This window comes from Collimonas sp. OK607, from assembly GCF_900111995.1.
In the GTDB taxonomy this organism is placed as follows: domain Bacteria; phylum Pseudomonadota; class Gammaproteobacteria; order Burkholderiales; family Burkholderiaceae_D; genus Collimonas.
Window position 1 is genome coordinate 35,431 of the sequence record NZ_FOKF01000004.1, and the last position, 14,603, is coordinate 50,033.

Annotated in this window: 12 protein-coding genes; 7 read left to right on the forward strand and 5 right to left on the reverse strand. The window is 59.9% G+C overall.

Annotation, left to right across the window (positions count from 1 at the left end):
- Positions 1-6 precede the first annotated feature (6 nt).
- Genes BM029_RS04435 through BM029_RS04445 form a run of 3 tightly spaced genes read left to right on the forward strand, consistent with a single transcriptional unit; the run spans position 7 to position 4,102 of the window.
- A complete protein-coding gene (locus tag BM029_RS04435) occupies positions 7-1,194 on the forward strand; it encodes an acyl-CoA dehydrogenase family protein (RefSeq protein ID WP_092433011.1) in 1,188 nt (395 codons plus the stop codon).
- A gap of 8 nt (positions 1,195-1,202) precedes the next feature.
- The gene (locus tag BM029_RS04440) at positions 1,203-2,363 is read left to right on the forward strand and encodes an acyl-CoA dehydrogenase family protein (protein ID WP_092433013.1); all 1,161 of its coding nucleotides are present in this window, start codon (positions 1,203-1,205) and stop codon (positions 2,361-2,363) included.
- Positions 2,364-2,392: 29 nt separating this feature from the next.
- A complete protein-coding gene (locus tag BM029_RS04445; RefSeq protein WP_244544903.1) occupies positions 2,393-4,102 on the forward strand; it encodes a class I adenylate-forming enzyme family protein in 1,710 nt (569 codons plus the stop codon).
- 75 nt (positions 4,103-4,177) lie between these two features.
- Here BM029_RS04445 and dmpG read toward each other — a convergent pair whose 3' ends face one another.
- The 5 genes from dmpG to BM029_RS04470 form a co-directional block, all read right to left on the reverse strand.
- Positions 4,178-5,200 carry a 4-hydroxy-2-oxovalerate aldolase gene (gene dmpG, locus BM029_RS04450; protein ID WP_092433014.1) on the reverse strand — a complete coding sequence of 341 codons (1,023 nt, stop codon included), beginning with the start codon at positions 5,198-5,200 and terminating at the stop codon, positions 4,178-4,180.
- Positions 5,201-5,212: 12 nt separating this feature from the next.
- Entirely contained in the window at positions 5,213-6,097 is an 885-nt protein-coding gene (locus tag BM029_RS04455; protein ID WP_092433016.1) for an acetaldehyde dehydrogenase (acetylating), read from the reverse strand.
- A gap of 31 nt (positions 6,098-6,128) precedes the next feature.
- Complete coding sequence (locus BM029_RS04460; protein ID WP_092433248.1) at positions 6,129-6,920, reverse strand: fumarylacetoacetate hydrolase family protein; 792 nt, start codon at positions 6,918-6,920, stop codon at positions 6,129-6,131.
- Between the two features lie 5 nt (positions 6,921-6,925).
- On the reverse strand, positions 6,926-7,762 hold the full coding sequence (locus BM029_RS04465; protein WP_092433017.1) for an alpha/beta fold hydrolase: 837 nt from the start codon (positions 7,760-7,762) through the stop codon (positions 6,926-6,928).
- Between the two features lie 68 nt (positions 7,763-7,830).
- Entirely contained in the window at positions 7,831-8,832 is a 1,002-nt protein-coding gene (locus tag BM029_RS04470; RefSeq protein ID WP_244544904.1) for a flavin reductase family protein, read from the reverse strand.
- 248 nt (positions 8,833-9,080) lie between these two features.
- On the opposite strand from BM029_RS04470, the gene BM029_RS04475 reads away from it, so the two are divergent.
- The 4 genes from BM029_RS04475 (at position 9,081) to BM029_RS04490 (ending at position 14,603) form a co-directional block, all read left to right on the forward strand.
- Complete coding sequence (locus BM029_RS04475) at positions 9,081-10,277, forward strand: acyl-CoA dehydrogenase family protein (protein ID WP_092433019.1); 1,197 nt, start codon at positions 9,081-9,083, stop codon at positions 10,275-10,277.
- A 62-nt stretch (positions 10,278-10,339) separates the two neighbouring features.
- A complete protein-coding gene (locus BM029_RS04480) occupies positions 10,340-12,085 on the forward strand; it encodes an FAD-binding protein (protein WP_092433021.1) in 1,746 nt (581 codons plus the stop codon).
- Entirely contained in the window at positions 12,082-13,821 is a 1,740-nt protein-coding gene (locus BM029_RS04485; protein WP_092433023.1) for an FAD-binding protein, read from the forward strand. The genes BM029_RS04480 and BM029_RS04485 overlap by 4 nt, the downstream gene beginning before the upstream one ends.
- Entirely contained in the window at positions 13,818-14,603 is a 786-nt protein-coding gene (locus tag BM029_RS04490) for a glucose 1-dehydrogenase (RefSeq protein WP_092433026.1), read from the forward strand. Before BM029_RS04485 ends, BM029_RS04490 begins: the two co-directional genes overlap by 4 nt.

The window sequence follows — 14,603 nt, forward strand, 5'->3', positions numbered from 1 at the left end:
AGATAAATGAATGAAATAGAGTCCTGGCGCGAGGAAGTGCGCGCGTGGCTGGAACAGAATTGTCCGGCGTCGATGCGGTTGCCGATCGTGCCAGATGACATGGTCTGGGGCGGCAGCCAGGTGGAGTTCGGCAGCGCCGACCAGCGCGTCTGGTTCGAGCGCATGCGCGACCGCGGCTGGTTTGCCCCGGACTGGCCGACAGCCTACGGCGGCGGCGGTTTGTCGCCCAGGCATGCACGCGTGCTGGAGCAGGAAATGCTGCGTCTCGGCTGTCGTCAGCCGCAATACAATCTCGGCATCTGGATGCTGGGGCCGGTGCTCCTGGAATATGGCAGCGAAGAACAAAAACAAACGCATCTGAAGCCGATGATGCGCGGTACGGCACGCTGGTGCCAGGGTTTCAGCGAGCCGAACGCCGGCTCCGACTTGGCCAGCCTGAGAACCTCGGCGCGCCGCGAAGGCGATGAACTGATCATCAACGGTTCCAAGATATGGACATCCTACGGTGAAAAATCCGACTGGATGTATGCCTTGGTACGCACCGATCCCGCTGCCGCAATCAAGCAACAGGGCATCAGTTTCGTGCTGATCGACATGCACGCGCCCGGCGTCACCGTCAAGCCGATTGAATTGATCAGCGGGAAATCCAGTTTTTGCGAAGTTTTTTTCGACGATGTCCGGGTGCCGGCAGGGAATGTCGTGGGGCCATGGAACGGCGGCTGGAGTGTTGCGAAAAAATTGCTGCAGCACGAACGCGCCGCGATGTCGAAATTCAGCGAGGGCAGCGCGCCTTCGCATGACATCCTGCAAGTCGCAAGCGGCTATCTGTTCGACGATCAGGGACGTTGCACCGAGCCGGTGCTGCGTGATCGTATGGCCGGCGTGTTGATGGATAGCCATGCGTTTGCCCTGACCCATCAGCGGGTCAAGGAAGAGGCGCTGGCGCGCATGGATGTCAGCGGACCGGTATCGATCATGAAGCTGGTGATGACGGAACAGGAAGCTGCCAAATATGAATTGCTGATGCAGATCATGGGGCACCGCGCGTTAGGTTGGGAAGAGCAAGGATTCACTGCGCTGGAACATGATATCTGCCGTACCTGGCTGCTCTCGAAAACTTACGCGATCGCGGGCGGTTCCAGCGAGGTCCAGCTCAATATCATCGCCAAGCGCGTCCTGGGTCTACCTGCATAAGGAAAAAAATGAGCATGTTATTAAACGATGAGCAGCGTCAGCTGCGCGACAGCGCGCGCGACTTTCTGTCGGAACAGGCGCCTGTGGGTGCCTTGCGTCATGTGCGCGATGCCGGTCCGGCCGGATTCCCTCGTGGTTATGACCCGGCGTTGTGGCTGCAGGTGGTGGAGATGGGCTGGCCGGCAATGATTTTCCCTGAGCAGTACGATGGACTGGACTTCGGTTACAAAGGCTTGGGGGCTGTATTTGAACAAGCGGGCCGCACCTTGGCAGCGTTGCCTTTGCTGCCGTCGGTAGTGTTATGCGGCGAAATTCTGATGCGTGCGGGTAATGAAGCGCAACGCCAGTCGTGGTTGCCGCGGATTGCGGCGGGCGAGGCTTTCATGGCGCTGGCGCTGGAGGAGGGCGGTCGTCACGATCCTGCTTCGGTGACCACCACGGCACGCCGCAATGACAGTGGCGACGGCTGGGTCATCGACGGCGCCAAGAGCTTTGTGCTGGACGGCCATATTGCCGACGCGCTGATCGTGGTGGCGCGTATAGCGGACCAACAGAACCAGCCAGAGCGGATGGGGCTGTTCCTGGTCGATCCGGAACTTCCCGGTGTGGAAGTGTTGCGCACCTATATGGTGGATAGCCGTAATGCGGCGCAGCTGCGCTTGAACCAGGTCAAGCTGGATTCACAAGCGCTGCTGGGTAGCGTGGATAACGCTTTCCCGGTGCTGGATGCAGCATTGGACCGCGCCCGAATCTGCCTGGCGGCGGAAGCGCTGGGCATCATCGATGAAAGTTTTGAGCGCACGCTAGCGTACCTGAAAGAACGGGTTCAGTTCGATGTGGCGATCGGTTCATTCCAGGCGCTGCAACATCGGGCCGCGCGTCTGTATTCTGAAATAGAAATGCTGCGCAGCTGTGTTGCTGCGGCGCTGGACGCTATTGATAGCAATAGCGAAAGCAGCGATGTGGCTGTTCTGGCGAGCCTGGCTAAGGCGAAGTCAGCCGATCTGGGCGAGAAAATGCTGAATGAAGCGGTGCAGTTGCATGGCGGCATAGGCGTCACCGATGAACTTGATATAGGACTGTTTCTTAAGCGTGTCCGCACCATCCAGCAAACGCTGGGCGACGGTATATTTCACCGTGAGCGCTACGCGCGGCTCAAGGGTTTTTAGGCGAAAATCGTAGAGAGCAGGCATAACTTATGGCAAACGATGTGGCAACCATGATCAGCATTTCCGAAAGAGTAGCATTGAACCAGGCGCAGCTGACCGCGCCCGGTGCGCCATTCGAACTGGCACAGGATGCCGGTGTTTCTTATTATCGCCATGCCCCCGATATTCTGGCGGACATGATCGCCGGCGCACGCAGCCACGGCAACAAGGAATTCATGGTGTATCGCGGCGATCGCTGGACGTTCGATCGTTTCTTCGCCGCCGCCGATGCACTCGCGACGCAAATGCAGCGGCGTCTGGGCGTCCGCGCCGGCGACACCGTGGCGATCGCCATGCGCAATCGTCCTGAATGGGGTGTAGCCTTCGTCGCCGCAACCATGCTCGGTGCTGTTCCTGCACCCCTGAACAGCCTCGGTTTGCGCGACGAACTGCTGCAGGCGCTGACTTTGGTAACGCCGAAGGTTTTATTGTGCGACGCCGAGCGTTTCGCCCACGTGGGCCAGGATCTCGCGGCGTTGGGTTGCACTGCCGTGGTGGTGGCGGCGGATCCGGCCGTGCTCAATAGCGCGGTGCTGGCGTTCGACGACATGCTGGCCGCTGGCGGTGCGCCGCTTGCGTCACCCGGTGTGACGGCTGGCGATCCGGCCCTGATCCTGTTTACTTCTGGCGCCACCAGCCACGCCAAGGCGGTACTGTCGACGCAGCGTGCAGTGTGCCAGGCATTGCAAAACATTAATTACATCGGCATGCTGGCGGCGATGAGCTCGCCTGATACGGTGGCAAAGATCATGCAGCGCGGACATCCGCCGACTACGCTCACCGCAGTGCCTTTGTTCCACGTGAGCGGCTTGCATGCACAGTTCCTGAGTTCGCTGATCAATGGCCGGCGGCTGGTGTTTACGCATCGCTGGAATGTGTCGGAAGCGCTGGAAATGATCCGCGCGGAACGCATTACCCAGTTTAACGGTGCGCCGTCGATGGTGATGCAGCTGATGGCGGGGGTGATGGCCGGCGATGCGGACGCCTCCAGTAGCCTGGGCGGGATCGGCTTCGGCGGTGCCGGATTGCCGCAACGCCTGATCGACGATTTGCTGAAATACCGTACCAACGTCATGGCAGGAATCGGTTTTGGCCTGACTGAAACCAACGGCGTCGGCGCCGCCTCTTCCGGCGAACTGTTTCATTACAAGCCACGCAGCGCCGGGCTGTTGTCGCCGATCGTCGAAGCCATGATCCTCGACGAAACAGACAATCCTGCGCCGGCCGGACAAACCGGCGAGATCTGCCTGCGCGGCGTGACCCTGATGCAAGGCTATTTGCACAATCCGCAAGCCACTGAAGACGCGATGCAAGACGGCTGGTTCCGTACCGGCGACGTCGGCTATCTGGATCAGGAAGGCTTTTTGTGCGTGGTCGACCGCATCAAGGATGTGATCAACCGCAACGGCGAAAAAATATCTTCCGCTGAAATTGAATCCTGCCTGCTATCGCATGCGCATGTCATGGAAGCGGCGGTGTTCGCAGCGCCCGACGACATGACAGGGGAAAAGGTGGTGGCGGTAGTGGTGGCGAAGCCCGGGGCGATGCTCACGACGGAGGATGTCCAGGCGCACGTGGCAGCGCGTTTGGCGGCTTACAAGGTGCCGGCACAGATCTACGTCAGAAGCGAAGTGTTGCCGCGTAATCCGGTGGGGAAATTATTGAAGCCGGTATTGAGGACGATGTACACGGGGAAGTAAGTTGAACAAATGACTAGAACAAGAAATGCCGTTCAGTATTGCACTGAACGGCATTTTTTTTGCTACACGGGTTTGTTATCCCCTGGCGCGAGCCATGGTGATGGCGGTATCTTCGATCATGTCTTCCTGGCCGCCAACCATGCCGCGTCTGCCGAGCTCAAGCAAGATGTCGCGTGCAGGAACGCCGTACTTCTTTTCTGCGCGTTTGGCAAACAGCAGGAAGCTGGAATACACGCCGGCGTAGCCCAGCGTGAGCGAATCGCGGTCGATCCGGATCGGATGATCCATCAGCGGCACCACGATATCTTCGGCGACGTCGGAAATGCGGAACACGTCGACGCCGGTCTCAATCCCCATCCGGTTGCATACCGCAATAAACACTTCCATCGGCGTATTGCCTGCGCCAGCGCCGAGGCCGGCAGCTGCGGCGTCGATGCGGGTCGCGCCGGCTTCCACCGCAACGATGGAATTGGCGATGCCCATGGCCAGGTTGTGATGGCCGTGGAAGCCCAGTTCGGTTGCCGGATCCAGCACTTCGCGCACCGCGCTCAAGCGCTCACGCACGTCGTCAGGCAGCATGTAGCCGGCCGAATCGGTGACATAAATGCAATTGGCGCCGTAGCTTTCCATCAGCTTGGCCTGTTTCGCCAGGCCTTGCGGCGATTGCATGTGCGCCATCATCAGGAAACCGACCGTATCCAGGCCGAGCTTGCGCGCCAGGCCGATATGCTGTTCGGAGACGTCCGCTTCGGTGCAGTGCGTGGCGACCCGTATCGTCGACACCCCCAGGTCCATCGCCATGCGCAGGTGATCTACCGTGCCGATGCCCGGAATCAGCAGCGCCGAGACCTTGGCCTGCTTCATCAGAGGCACCACTGCCGACAGATACTCTTCGTCGCTATGCGCCGGGAAGCCGTAATTTACCGAAGAACCGCCTAAACCGTCGCCGTGGGTCACTTCGATCAGCGGCACGCCTGCATTGTCCAGCCCGCACGCTACCGCCTTCATTTGCTCCAATGTCATTTGATGGCGTTTGGGATGCATGCCATCACGCAGCGTCATGTCGTGGACGGTGATTTTTTTACCAGTCAGATTCATATTTTTCCTTGCTTAGTAGGCGAGCATGCGTTCGGCGAACAGTTCCGCCGTGCGGGCCGCGGAGGCGGTCATGATGTCCAGGTTGCCGGCGTAGGTCGGCAGGTAATCGCCGAGGCCCGCGACTTCGAGATAAATCGACACACGTTTGCCATCGAATACCGGACCATTGACCAGGCGATAGCCGGGAACATATTTTTGTACTTCAGCAATCATGGCGTGCACCGAGGCAGTGATCGCTGCTTCATCCGGCGTATCTTCGGTGAGGCAGTGGATTGTGTCGCGCATGATGAGCGGTGGCTCGGCCGGATTGATGACGATGATGGCCTTGCCCTTTTTGGCGCCGCCGACCCGTTCGACTGCGCCGGCAGTGGTGCGGGTGAATTCATCGATATTCTTGCGGGTGCCGGGGCCGACCGAACGGCTGGATACGGTGGCGACGATTTCTCCATACGCCACTGGCTGAACCCGCGAGACCGCGGCCACCATAGGAATCGTAGCCTGACCGCCACAGGTGACCATGTTGACGTTCAGCGCCTTGGTGTCGAGCAGCGATTGCAGGTTGACCGGGGGTACGCAGAACGGGCCGATGGCAGCGGGAGTGAGGTCGATCATCAAGACTCCCAGTGCATTCAGCTTGGCCGAATTTTCCGCATGCACGTAGGCGCTAGTGGCGTCGAACGCAATCCGGATACCGTCGGCGGCGACATGCGGCAGCAAGCCGTCGACGCCATCCGAGGTGGTTTTCAATCCCATTTGCGCGGCACGCTGCAAGCCTTCCGAGGTGGCGTCGATACCGACCATCCACACCGGTTCCAGCAACGGGCTACGCTTCAGTTTGTAAAGGAGATCGGTGCCGATATTGCCGGGGCCGATCAAGGCACATTTAATTTTATCCATGGATTTTCCTGGGTTTCTGTTTTTGACAAATTTAGTCGGCAAACTTGATGGCGCATCCGCCCAAGCCGCCAATTTGCATCGTGAAATGATCGCCGGCCTTGACCGGAATCAGTGCCGCAAGCGAGCCGGAAAGTATCAGTTCGCCCTTGCGGAATGGAATGCCGAAACGGCCCAGCGTATTGGCCAGCCACGCCACTGCCTCGGCAGGATGGCCCTGTACGGCAGCGCCTTTTCCGCTGCATGCCAGTTTCTCGTTGCAATACAGGTCCATGTGCAATGCCGCCAGGTCCAGGCCGCGCGGGTCGGTGCGTTGCGCGCCAATCACGAATACGCCGCACGAAGCGTTGTCGGCCACGGTGTCCTGGATGCGGATTTCCCAGTTGCGAATCCGCGAATCGACGATTTCAAAGCACGGGGCAAGCCAGTCGGTGGCATCAAGCACATCTTCACGGGTCAGATTGGTGCCGTGCAAATCCTGTTTCAGCATGAAGGCGATTTCGCCTTCAGCGCGAGGCTGGATCAGGCCAACCTGCTGCATGCTGATGGTGGCGCCGTCAGGGAAATGCATGGCATCGGTAAGGAAGCCGAAATCCGGCTGATGCACATTGAGCATTTCTTGCACCGGCTTGGAGGTAACCCCGATTTTCTTGCCGACCACGGTTTCTCCGGCTGCCTGGCGCAGTTGCAGCGTGTGCAGCGAAATCTGGTAGGCATCGTCGATCGTCATGTCGGCATAACGCGCCGTCAGCGGATCGCGCGTGCTGCGTTCGCGCATTGCCTGGAACAATTCGTCGCCCAGCGCTTCGATAAGTTCGCGGTTCATCGCTATCATCCGTTCTTCAGGAAATCCAGGCACATGCGGTTGAACATGTTTTGATGTTCGACCTGCACCCAGTGCCCACAGCGATTGACCAGGATGCTTCTGACGTCGGGGCAGTTATCCATCAGCTTGGCGTTGCCGCTGACCGGATTGAATTGATCGTTCATGCCCCAGAATCCCAATACCGGGCAACGCAGTTCATGCAGGCGTTCGGTCATGTTGGGAACCTTCATTACCGAACGCGCTGCCGCTGTCTGGGTGGCGGCGATCGGTGCCCGTTCATTGAGGATGTCTTCTGTCAGCAGGGCCGGGTCGAACAGCTGCATGCGCATGACAGCGCGCATGGCGTCGATGCCGGTCTGGCCCGACTTGTAGATATCGAACATGTTGACGATGCCCGGCATGGCGAGATAGGTATCCAGGTCTTCCACGCCGCCCGGCGCCATGAGAATCAGGCGGCTTACGTCTTCAGGATAGGCCAGCGCATAACCCAGGGCCACCGCGCCGCCGAGCGAATTGCCCAGCAGCGTTACGCGGCCAAGCTTCAGCTTGTCGACCAGGCCCTTGATGCCGGCGATGAAAAAATCGAGATCGTACTGAGGGACATCGGGCTTGCTGGACAAGCCGAAACCGAGCATGTCCGGAACGATGGCGCGGAAACCAGCTTCGCCGAATGCCGGAAAATTACCTTTGAAATTGCTGTAGCCGCTGGCGCCGCCTCCCGCGCCATGCAGAAAAATCACGGTGTCGCCGCTGCTGTCGCTGCCGCACTCGTGATAATGAATTTTCAGATCGTTGCCGATGTCGGCAAAATGACCGACTGGAATAGGAGACTTGGTTTCCATGTTTTCTTTCTGTAGAGTGAAATTGCGGTGCAGTCGCGTCTAGTGTTGGTGGCCTGTTTTGATGAGGCTTACGGTGCCGGCGCCGTCCATAGCTTCGGTAATCCGGGATCGCTCGCGGTCAACATGGTCTTGAGCAGATTACGCAAAGCGATCGACTGCAGCTGCCCCATGTTGCCGATCAGGTCGGCTTCTACCGCTTTGGCGGCAGCGAGGATGTGGAGAATGGTTTCGGTGCCGGCTGGACTGAGCGAAAACATATCCTGACTTTCCCCGTGGGACACCAGCAAATCCCTGGCGCACGCTGCCTGCAATGCAGGCAGGTCGAACTCGCAACCGGTGTAAGCCATATGGCTGGCGACGTCCGCGGCCGACAACGGCTGGCGCACGCTCAATAACGACAGCAGGAAAAACTCGGCGTCGGAGATGTGCAGTCGCTTCAGCGCGGGACGGAAGCGTGCCATGAATTGGTAATGCGCTCTGCCGAGAAGGTAGCCGAGCATGTCTTCCGAATAGGGATCCGGTCCCGATGCGGCTTCCGGCCTGACGCCAGTTTCGGCTGGCGCAGTCGCTATCAACCCCGATTTGTGCGCCGCTACCGCATATTGGCCGGTGACGTACAACAGCGGCGGTGTGTCGGTACGGTCGTAACCGATGACTTCGCCGACAAAAATGATGTGATCGCCGCCTTCGTACTGAAATGCCGTCCGGCATTGGAAGCGTGCGCTGCAACCTCGGATCAGCGGCATGTTGCTGGGGCATTCGTCTAGTTCAAGACCGGCAAACTTGTCTTCGCCCGCCCGGGCAAAGCGGTTGGACAATGCATCTTGATCGTTTGACAGGATATGCACATTCCAGAACGGCGCATTGGCGAATACCGGCAAGCTGCGGGCATTTTTGGCAAGGCTCCACAGCACCATGGGTGGTTGCAATGATACCGAATTGAAACTGTTAGCCGTCATGCCTACGGCAGCGCCATCCTCGGCACGGGTGGTGACGATCGTTACGCCGGTCGCAAACATGCTCAAGGCATTGCGAAAATCCTTGGGATCGAACTCGCTGGGATTGGCCACGATGACTCCTTGTCTGTTGATAACCGTAGCGTGCACGGCTTGGGTGGCGACGGAATCCTCCACTCGGACTATTCCGGGAAATTGATCCCGGAATGGCGTGGCGAGCCCATTTTCAGGCGTTAGTCCATATAGACGATGAATGCGAAACGGGCCGGTGGGAGCATCTGTAGCGTCGCCCGGGCAATACGGCGCGGTATGAAAAATACGGATGCAAGACCAAAGCCACGGATAAAAAAGAGGAGTGCAGGATGAGCAAGCAGAATGAAGACTATATGACACCTGATGCGATCAGGTTGATCGAAAGCGCACGTGCGCTCGTGCCTGTACTCGCGGCGCGGGCGGCAGATGCAGAGCGGGCCGGCATGGTGCCGGTCGAGACGATTGAGGATATTCACGCCGCCGGGCTGTTCCGCGTGCTGCAGCCGCGGCGCTGGGGTGGATTCGAGCAAGATCCACGCGTTTTCTACACCATCCAGATGACCTTGGCCGAGGGCTGCATGTCGACCGCCTGGATCTACGGCGTGATCGGGGTGCATAACTGGCAATTGCCGTTGTTCCCGGAGCAGGCGCAGCGGGATGTCTGGGCGGAACAGTCGTCCACCTTGATTGCTTCGACCTATATGCCGACCGGCAAGGCTGAGAAAGTGGATGGCGGCTACCGGTTTTCCGGACGCTGGTCGTTTTCCAGCGGCGTAGAGCATTGCAAATGGATTTTCCTGGGCGGACTGCTGCCGAAAAGAGATGGCTCCGGTGGGCTGGAGCACACCACATTCCTGCTGCCGAAATCAGATTATCAAATTGTCCATAACTGGGATGTGCTGGGTTTGCGCGGTACCGGAAGCCACGACATCGTGGTTGAAAACGTTTTTGTTCCCGAGCATCGCACGCAACGCACCAATGATCACAGCGACGCCGGTTGCCCGGGCCGCGCACAGAATGCGAGCTCGCTGTACCGGATCCCGTTTACACAGGTTTTCCAGCGCGCCGTATCCAGCGCTTGCATCGGCGCCTTGCAAGGTGCGATCGACGATTTCCGTAAGCGCGCCGCCGCACACGTAGGCAAGCACGGCGGCAAGACCGCAGAAGACGTCAATGCGCAGCAGGCGGTGTCGGAAGCGATGATGACCGTCGATACCCTCAAGTTGGTGCTTTACCGCAACTACGCTCGGGTGGTCGAGTGCGCCGTGAGCGGAGAAAGAATGCCGGTCGAAGAGCGCCTGTTGCAGCGCGCGCAGTCGGCGCAGGTTCCGAAGCAATGCGCGGATCGCGTCAACGACCTGATGCGGGCCAGTGCGGCATCGGGCACTTACAAGACCAATCCGGTGGAGCGGGTATTGCGCGACATCTATCAGGCGCGTGGACATATTGCCAACAATACCGACGCCTACGCGCGTTCGCACGGCGGGGTCATGCTGGGCTTGCCCAACACCGATCCGTTCGTGTAAGCACGCTTGCGCTTGCTGTTGCAATTGCCGCTGTATTGAAACGCCAATAACAAGAGGAAAAAATGGAGACCAGGTTTGATGTCGTGGTAGTCGGCTCGGGCGCAGGCGCTCTGCTGAGCGCGGTAAAGGCCGCGGACGAGGGAATGACGGTGCTGGTGGTCGAAAAAGCGGATCTGGTCGGCGGTACATCTGCCACTTCCGGCGGAGGCATCTGGATTCCAGACAATCACGATATGCGACGACGCGGCATTCGCGACAGCGTCGGCGCCGCATTTACCTATGTGAAAGCCTGTGCCAAGGGGCAGGCCAGCGATGAGCGGATTCTGGCATATGTAGAAACCGCGCGCGAAATGGCCATGTACCTTGAGCAGATCGGCGTTTCTTATCGCTGCATGGATAAATACGCCGACTATTATCCGGCCATGGAAGGCGCCATGCCGGGCGGCCGCACCATGGATCCGGTCAAGTTCAATGCGGCACGCCTCGGCATCGAAGGCCTGAACCTGATGCGCAACACCAATCCGGGCCAGCTCATGTTCGGCCGCATGACCATCGATGCGTTCGAGGCGCGTTCGATTCTGGCGCGCGAACGCAAAGGCAAATGGATCATTGCCCGGATCATGCTGCGCTACATGCTCGATTACCCTTGGCGTAACAAGACCCGGCGCGATCGCCGCATGACTGGCGGGCAGGCGCTGGTCGGCGGTTTGTTCGCCGCCTTGCGCAAGCGCGGAGGGCAGGTCTGGCTCAATACGCCGTTGCAGGAATTGCAAATGGAATATGGCCGCGTGACGGGCATCGTGGTGCAGCGCGACGGCGTACCGGTCACGGTACTGGCGCGTAAAGGCGTGGTGCTGGCAGCCGGCGGCTTCGAACGGAACCAAGCCATGCGCGAGCAATACCTGCCACAACCTACCGACCAGGCATGGACCGCCACCCCTCCTGTTTGCAACAGCGGCGACGCGATCCGCGCCGGTGAACAGGTTGGTGCAGCGCTGCATCTGATGGCGCACACCTGGGGCGCGCCGACCTTGTCGGTGCCGAAGGAAGAAAAATTCCGCGCCTTATTCGTCGAACGTTCGCTGCCGGGTTGCCTGGTGGTTAACGCGCAGGGACGGCGCTTCGTCAACGAATCCGGTCCTTATCCGGAATTCCAGCAGGCGATGTATGCGGATCATGCGCGTACCGGAGGTGCGATTCCGGCCTGGATCATTTTCGATGCGGATTTCCGTCACAAGTATCCAATGGGCCCGCTCATGCCAGGTTCGGCCATGCCGGATCATCGCATGCGCAAAAGCTGGCTGGAGACAGTCTACTGGAAGGACGATACGCTGGAAGGCCTGGCTGCACGCATCGGCGTCGATGGCGCCGGACTGCAGGAAAGCGTGGCGCGCATGAATGCCTATGCGGCATCGGGTAAAGACCTCGAATTCGATCGCGGCGGCAATGTATTCGATCGCTATTACGGTGACGTCAGCGTCAAGCCGAACCCGAATCTTGCGCCGATCGCCAAGGGACCGTTCTACGCCATGAAGCTCTTTCCGGGCGATATAGGAACAAAAGGCGGATTGCTGACGGACCAGCATGCGCGCGTATTGACCGCTGCCGGCAAGCCGATCGAAGGTTTGTATTGCATCGGTAATTCTTCCGCCTCGGTGATGGGGCCGGCATATCCCGGCGCCGGATCGACGCTGGGACCGGCCATGACATTCGGCTTCAAGGCCGTGGCTCACATTGCCGGCAAGCCGATTGCGCTGCAACGTGTCGATTTGCTGCAGCGCCGTGAGGCCAGGGAAACGGTAGCATGACGCAAGCCGCCGCCAACTCTGCCCAAGGTGTTCAGGCTCGCCCGGGCACGACTACCGAAATCGCGCCACCGCTGCTGCTGGACGATGCGGCGCAACTCGACTGGAGCGACAGCGCTGACGTCGTGGTAGTGGGTTGGGGTGCGGCCGGCGCCTGTGCCGCCATCGAGGCCCGCGACGGTGGTGCTTCAGTGATTGTGATCGATCGCTTCGAAGGCGGCGGCGCCAGCGCACTGTCCGGCGGTGTCGTTTATGCCGGAGGCGGCACGCGACAGCAGCGGGAAGCTGGATTTGACGACACGCCGCAGGCCATGTTCGACTATTTGCGGCATGAAGTGGGCGATGCAGTGCGGGAAGACACCTTGATGCGGTTTTGCCGCAACAGCGTAAGCAATCTGGAATGGCTGGAAAGCCTGGGTCTGCGTTATGACGCGACCATGCCGGAAAAGAAGACTTCCTATCCGCCGCAACATGCATTTTTATATTACTCCGGCAATGAAACCGTGCCAGCCATGCGCGGTACGCATGCGCCGGCGCCGCGCGGGCACCGCACGGTTGCGCGTGGCCAGGCCGGCGCAACGCTGTACGCAGGGCTGCGCAAAGCGACATTGGAATATGGCGCGCGCGCCGTGACACAGGCAACGGTGCGGCGGCTGGTGCAAGACCGGATTACCGGTCGCGTGCTGGGGGTCGAGGTATGGGAATTGCCGGCCGGTGATGCGCGTCAGGAGCGTCACGCGGCCTTGAACCGGCAAGCCAACAAGTGGCGTAATTACCGCAGCGCCAAGGCAGAGGCATGGCGCCGGGAAGCGGCGGCAATCGAGCGCGAATGCGCCCGCCCGCGATTTATACGGGCGCATGGCGGTGTGGTTTTGAGCGCCGGCGGTTTTGTCTTCAACCGCGAGATGATCAAGACGCACGCGCCACGCTACGCACGCGGCTGGAAAAACGGCCATGCAGGATGCGATGGCAGCGGCATACGCCTCGGCGCCAGCGTCGGCGGCGAGACTGATCGCCTGTCCTCGGTATCTGCGTGGCGATTTATAACGCCGCCGTATTCGTGGCCGGGGTCGATCGTCGTGAATAGCGACGGCGCGCGGTTTTGCAATGAGGAAGTGTATGGCGCCACGCTGGGCCACGCCATGGTGGAAGGGCAGGGTGGTAAAGCCTGGATGATCCTTGACAGCCGTCTGCGTCGGCAGTCCCTCAAGGAGTGCCTGTTCGGCAAGCTATGGGCGTTCCAGGCGTTGCCGGCAATCGGCGCGATGTTGTTTGGCGCGCACAAGGCAAGCACGGTGGCGGAGCTGGCAAAACGCATCAGCGCCGATGCCGATACGCTCCAGCACAACCTGGATGCCTACAATGCGGCCGCCCATGGCCGGGCGCCGGATCTGTTCGGGAAGTCTGCCGAGACCTGCCGTCCATTGGAAACCGCACCGTACTACGCGATCGATATCTCGATCGGCGCCGCCTTGTTTCCGCTGGCGACTATCACGCTGGGCGGACTCAAGGTCAATGAAGACAATGGTCATGTACTTGCCTCAGATGGCGCCGATATCCCGGGCTTGTTTGCCGCCGGTCGTACCGCAATAGGGATTCCATCGTCAGCATACATAAGCGGCAGTTCGCTGGCCGATTGCGTCTTTTCGGGACGACGGGCGGGGGCGGCTGCAGCAGCGGAATCCACAGGCGCTGCAGTTGCGCGCACAGTACCAGATGAAAGCAGGGAGACGATATGAAAGAGCGCGTGAATCGAGTCGAGGGCAAGCGAGTCGAGGGCAAGCTGGCAATGGTTACCGGCGGCGCCAGCGGACTCGGGCGCGAAACGGCCTTGCTGCTGGCGCGGGAAGGCGCGCGTGTAGTAGTGACTGATATTAACGAAGACGCAGGCCAGGCAGTGGCGAACGAGATTGGCGAAGGCGCCTTGTTTGTCAGGCACGATGTTGCGGACGAGTCCAGCTGGGCGACCGTGCTGGAGGCCACGCATCGCCATTTTGGCAGCCTGGATATCCTGGTCAACAACGCCGGAATCCTGATACCGGGTTCGATTGAAGATGCCTCGCTGGAGCAGTGGCGCAAGATCATGCAGATCAATGCAGATTCGTGCTTCCTCGGCTGTAAATACGGCGTTGGGGCGATGAAGGAAAGCGGCGGCGCGATCGTCAATGTCGCGTCGGTCAGTTCCTGGCTACCGATCAATAACTATCCCGCCTACAGCGCATCGAAGGCGGCTGTGGCGGCGCTGACGCGGTCGACCGCGCTGCATTGCCGCAAGAGCGGCTACCGCATCCGGGTCAACTCGGTGCATCCCGATGGCGTCTACACGCCGATGATGCAGGCGTCCGCGCCCGGCGTCGATCCGAAGTATCTGCTGTTCAATAGCGACAGCAATCGGGGCGGCAGGGCTTGCAAGCCGGAGCAGGTGGCCAATGTGGTGCTGTTTTTGGCGTCGGATGACGCCAGTTATGTCAGCGGCGCCGAAATCAAGGTCGACAATGCTATTTTGGGAATGGGGCTTTAA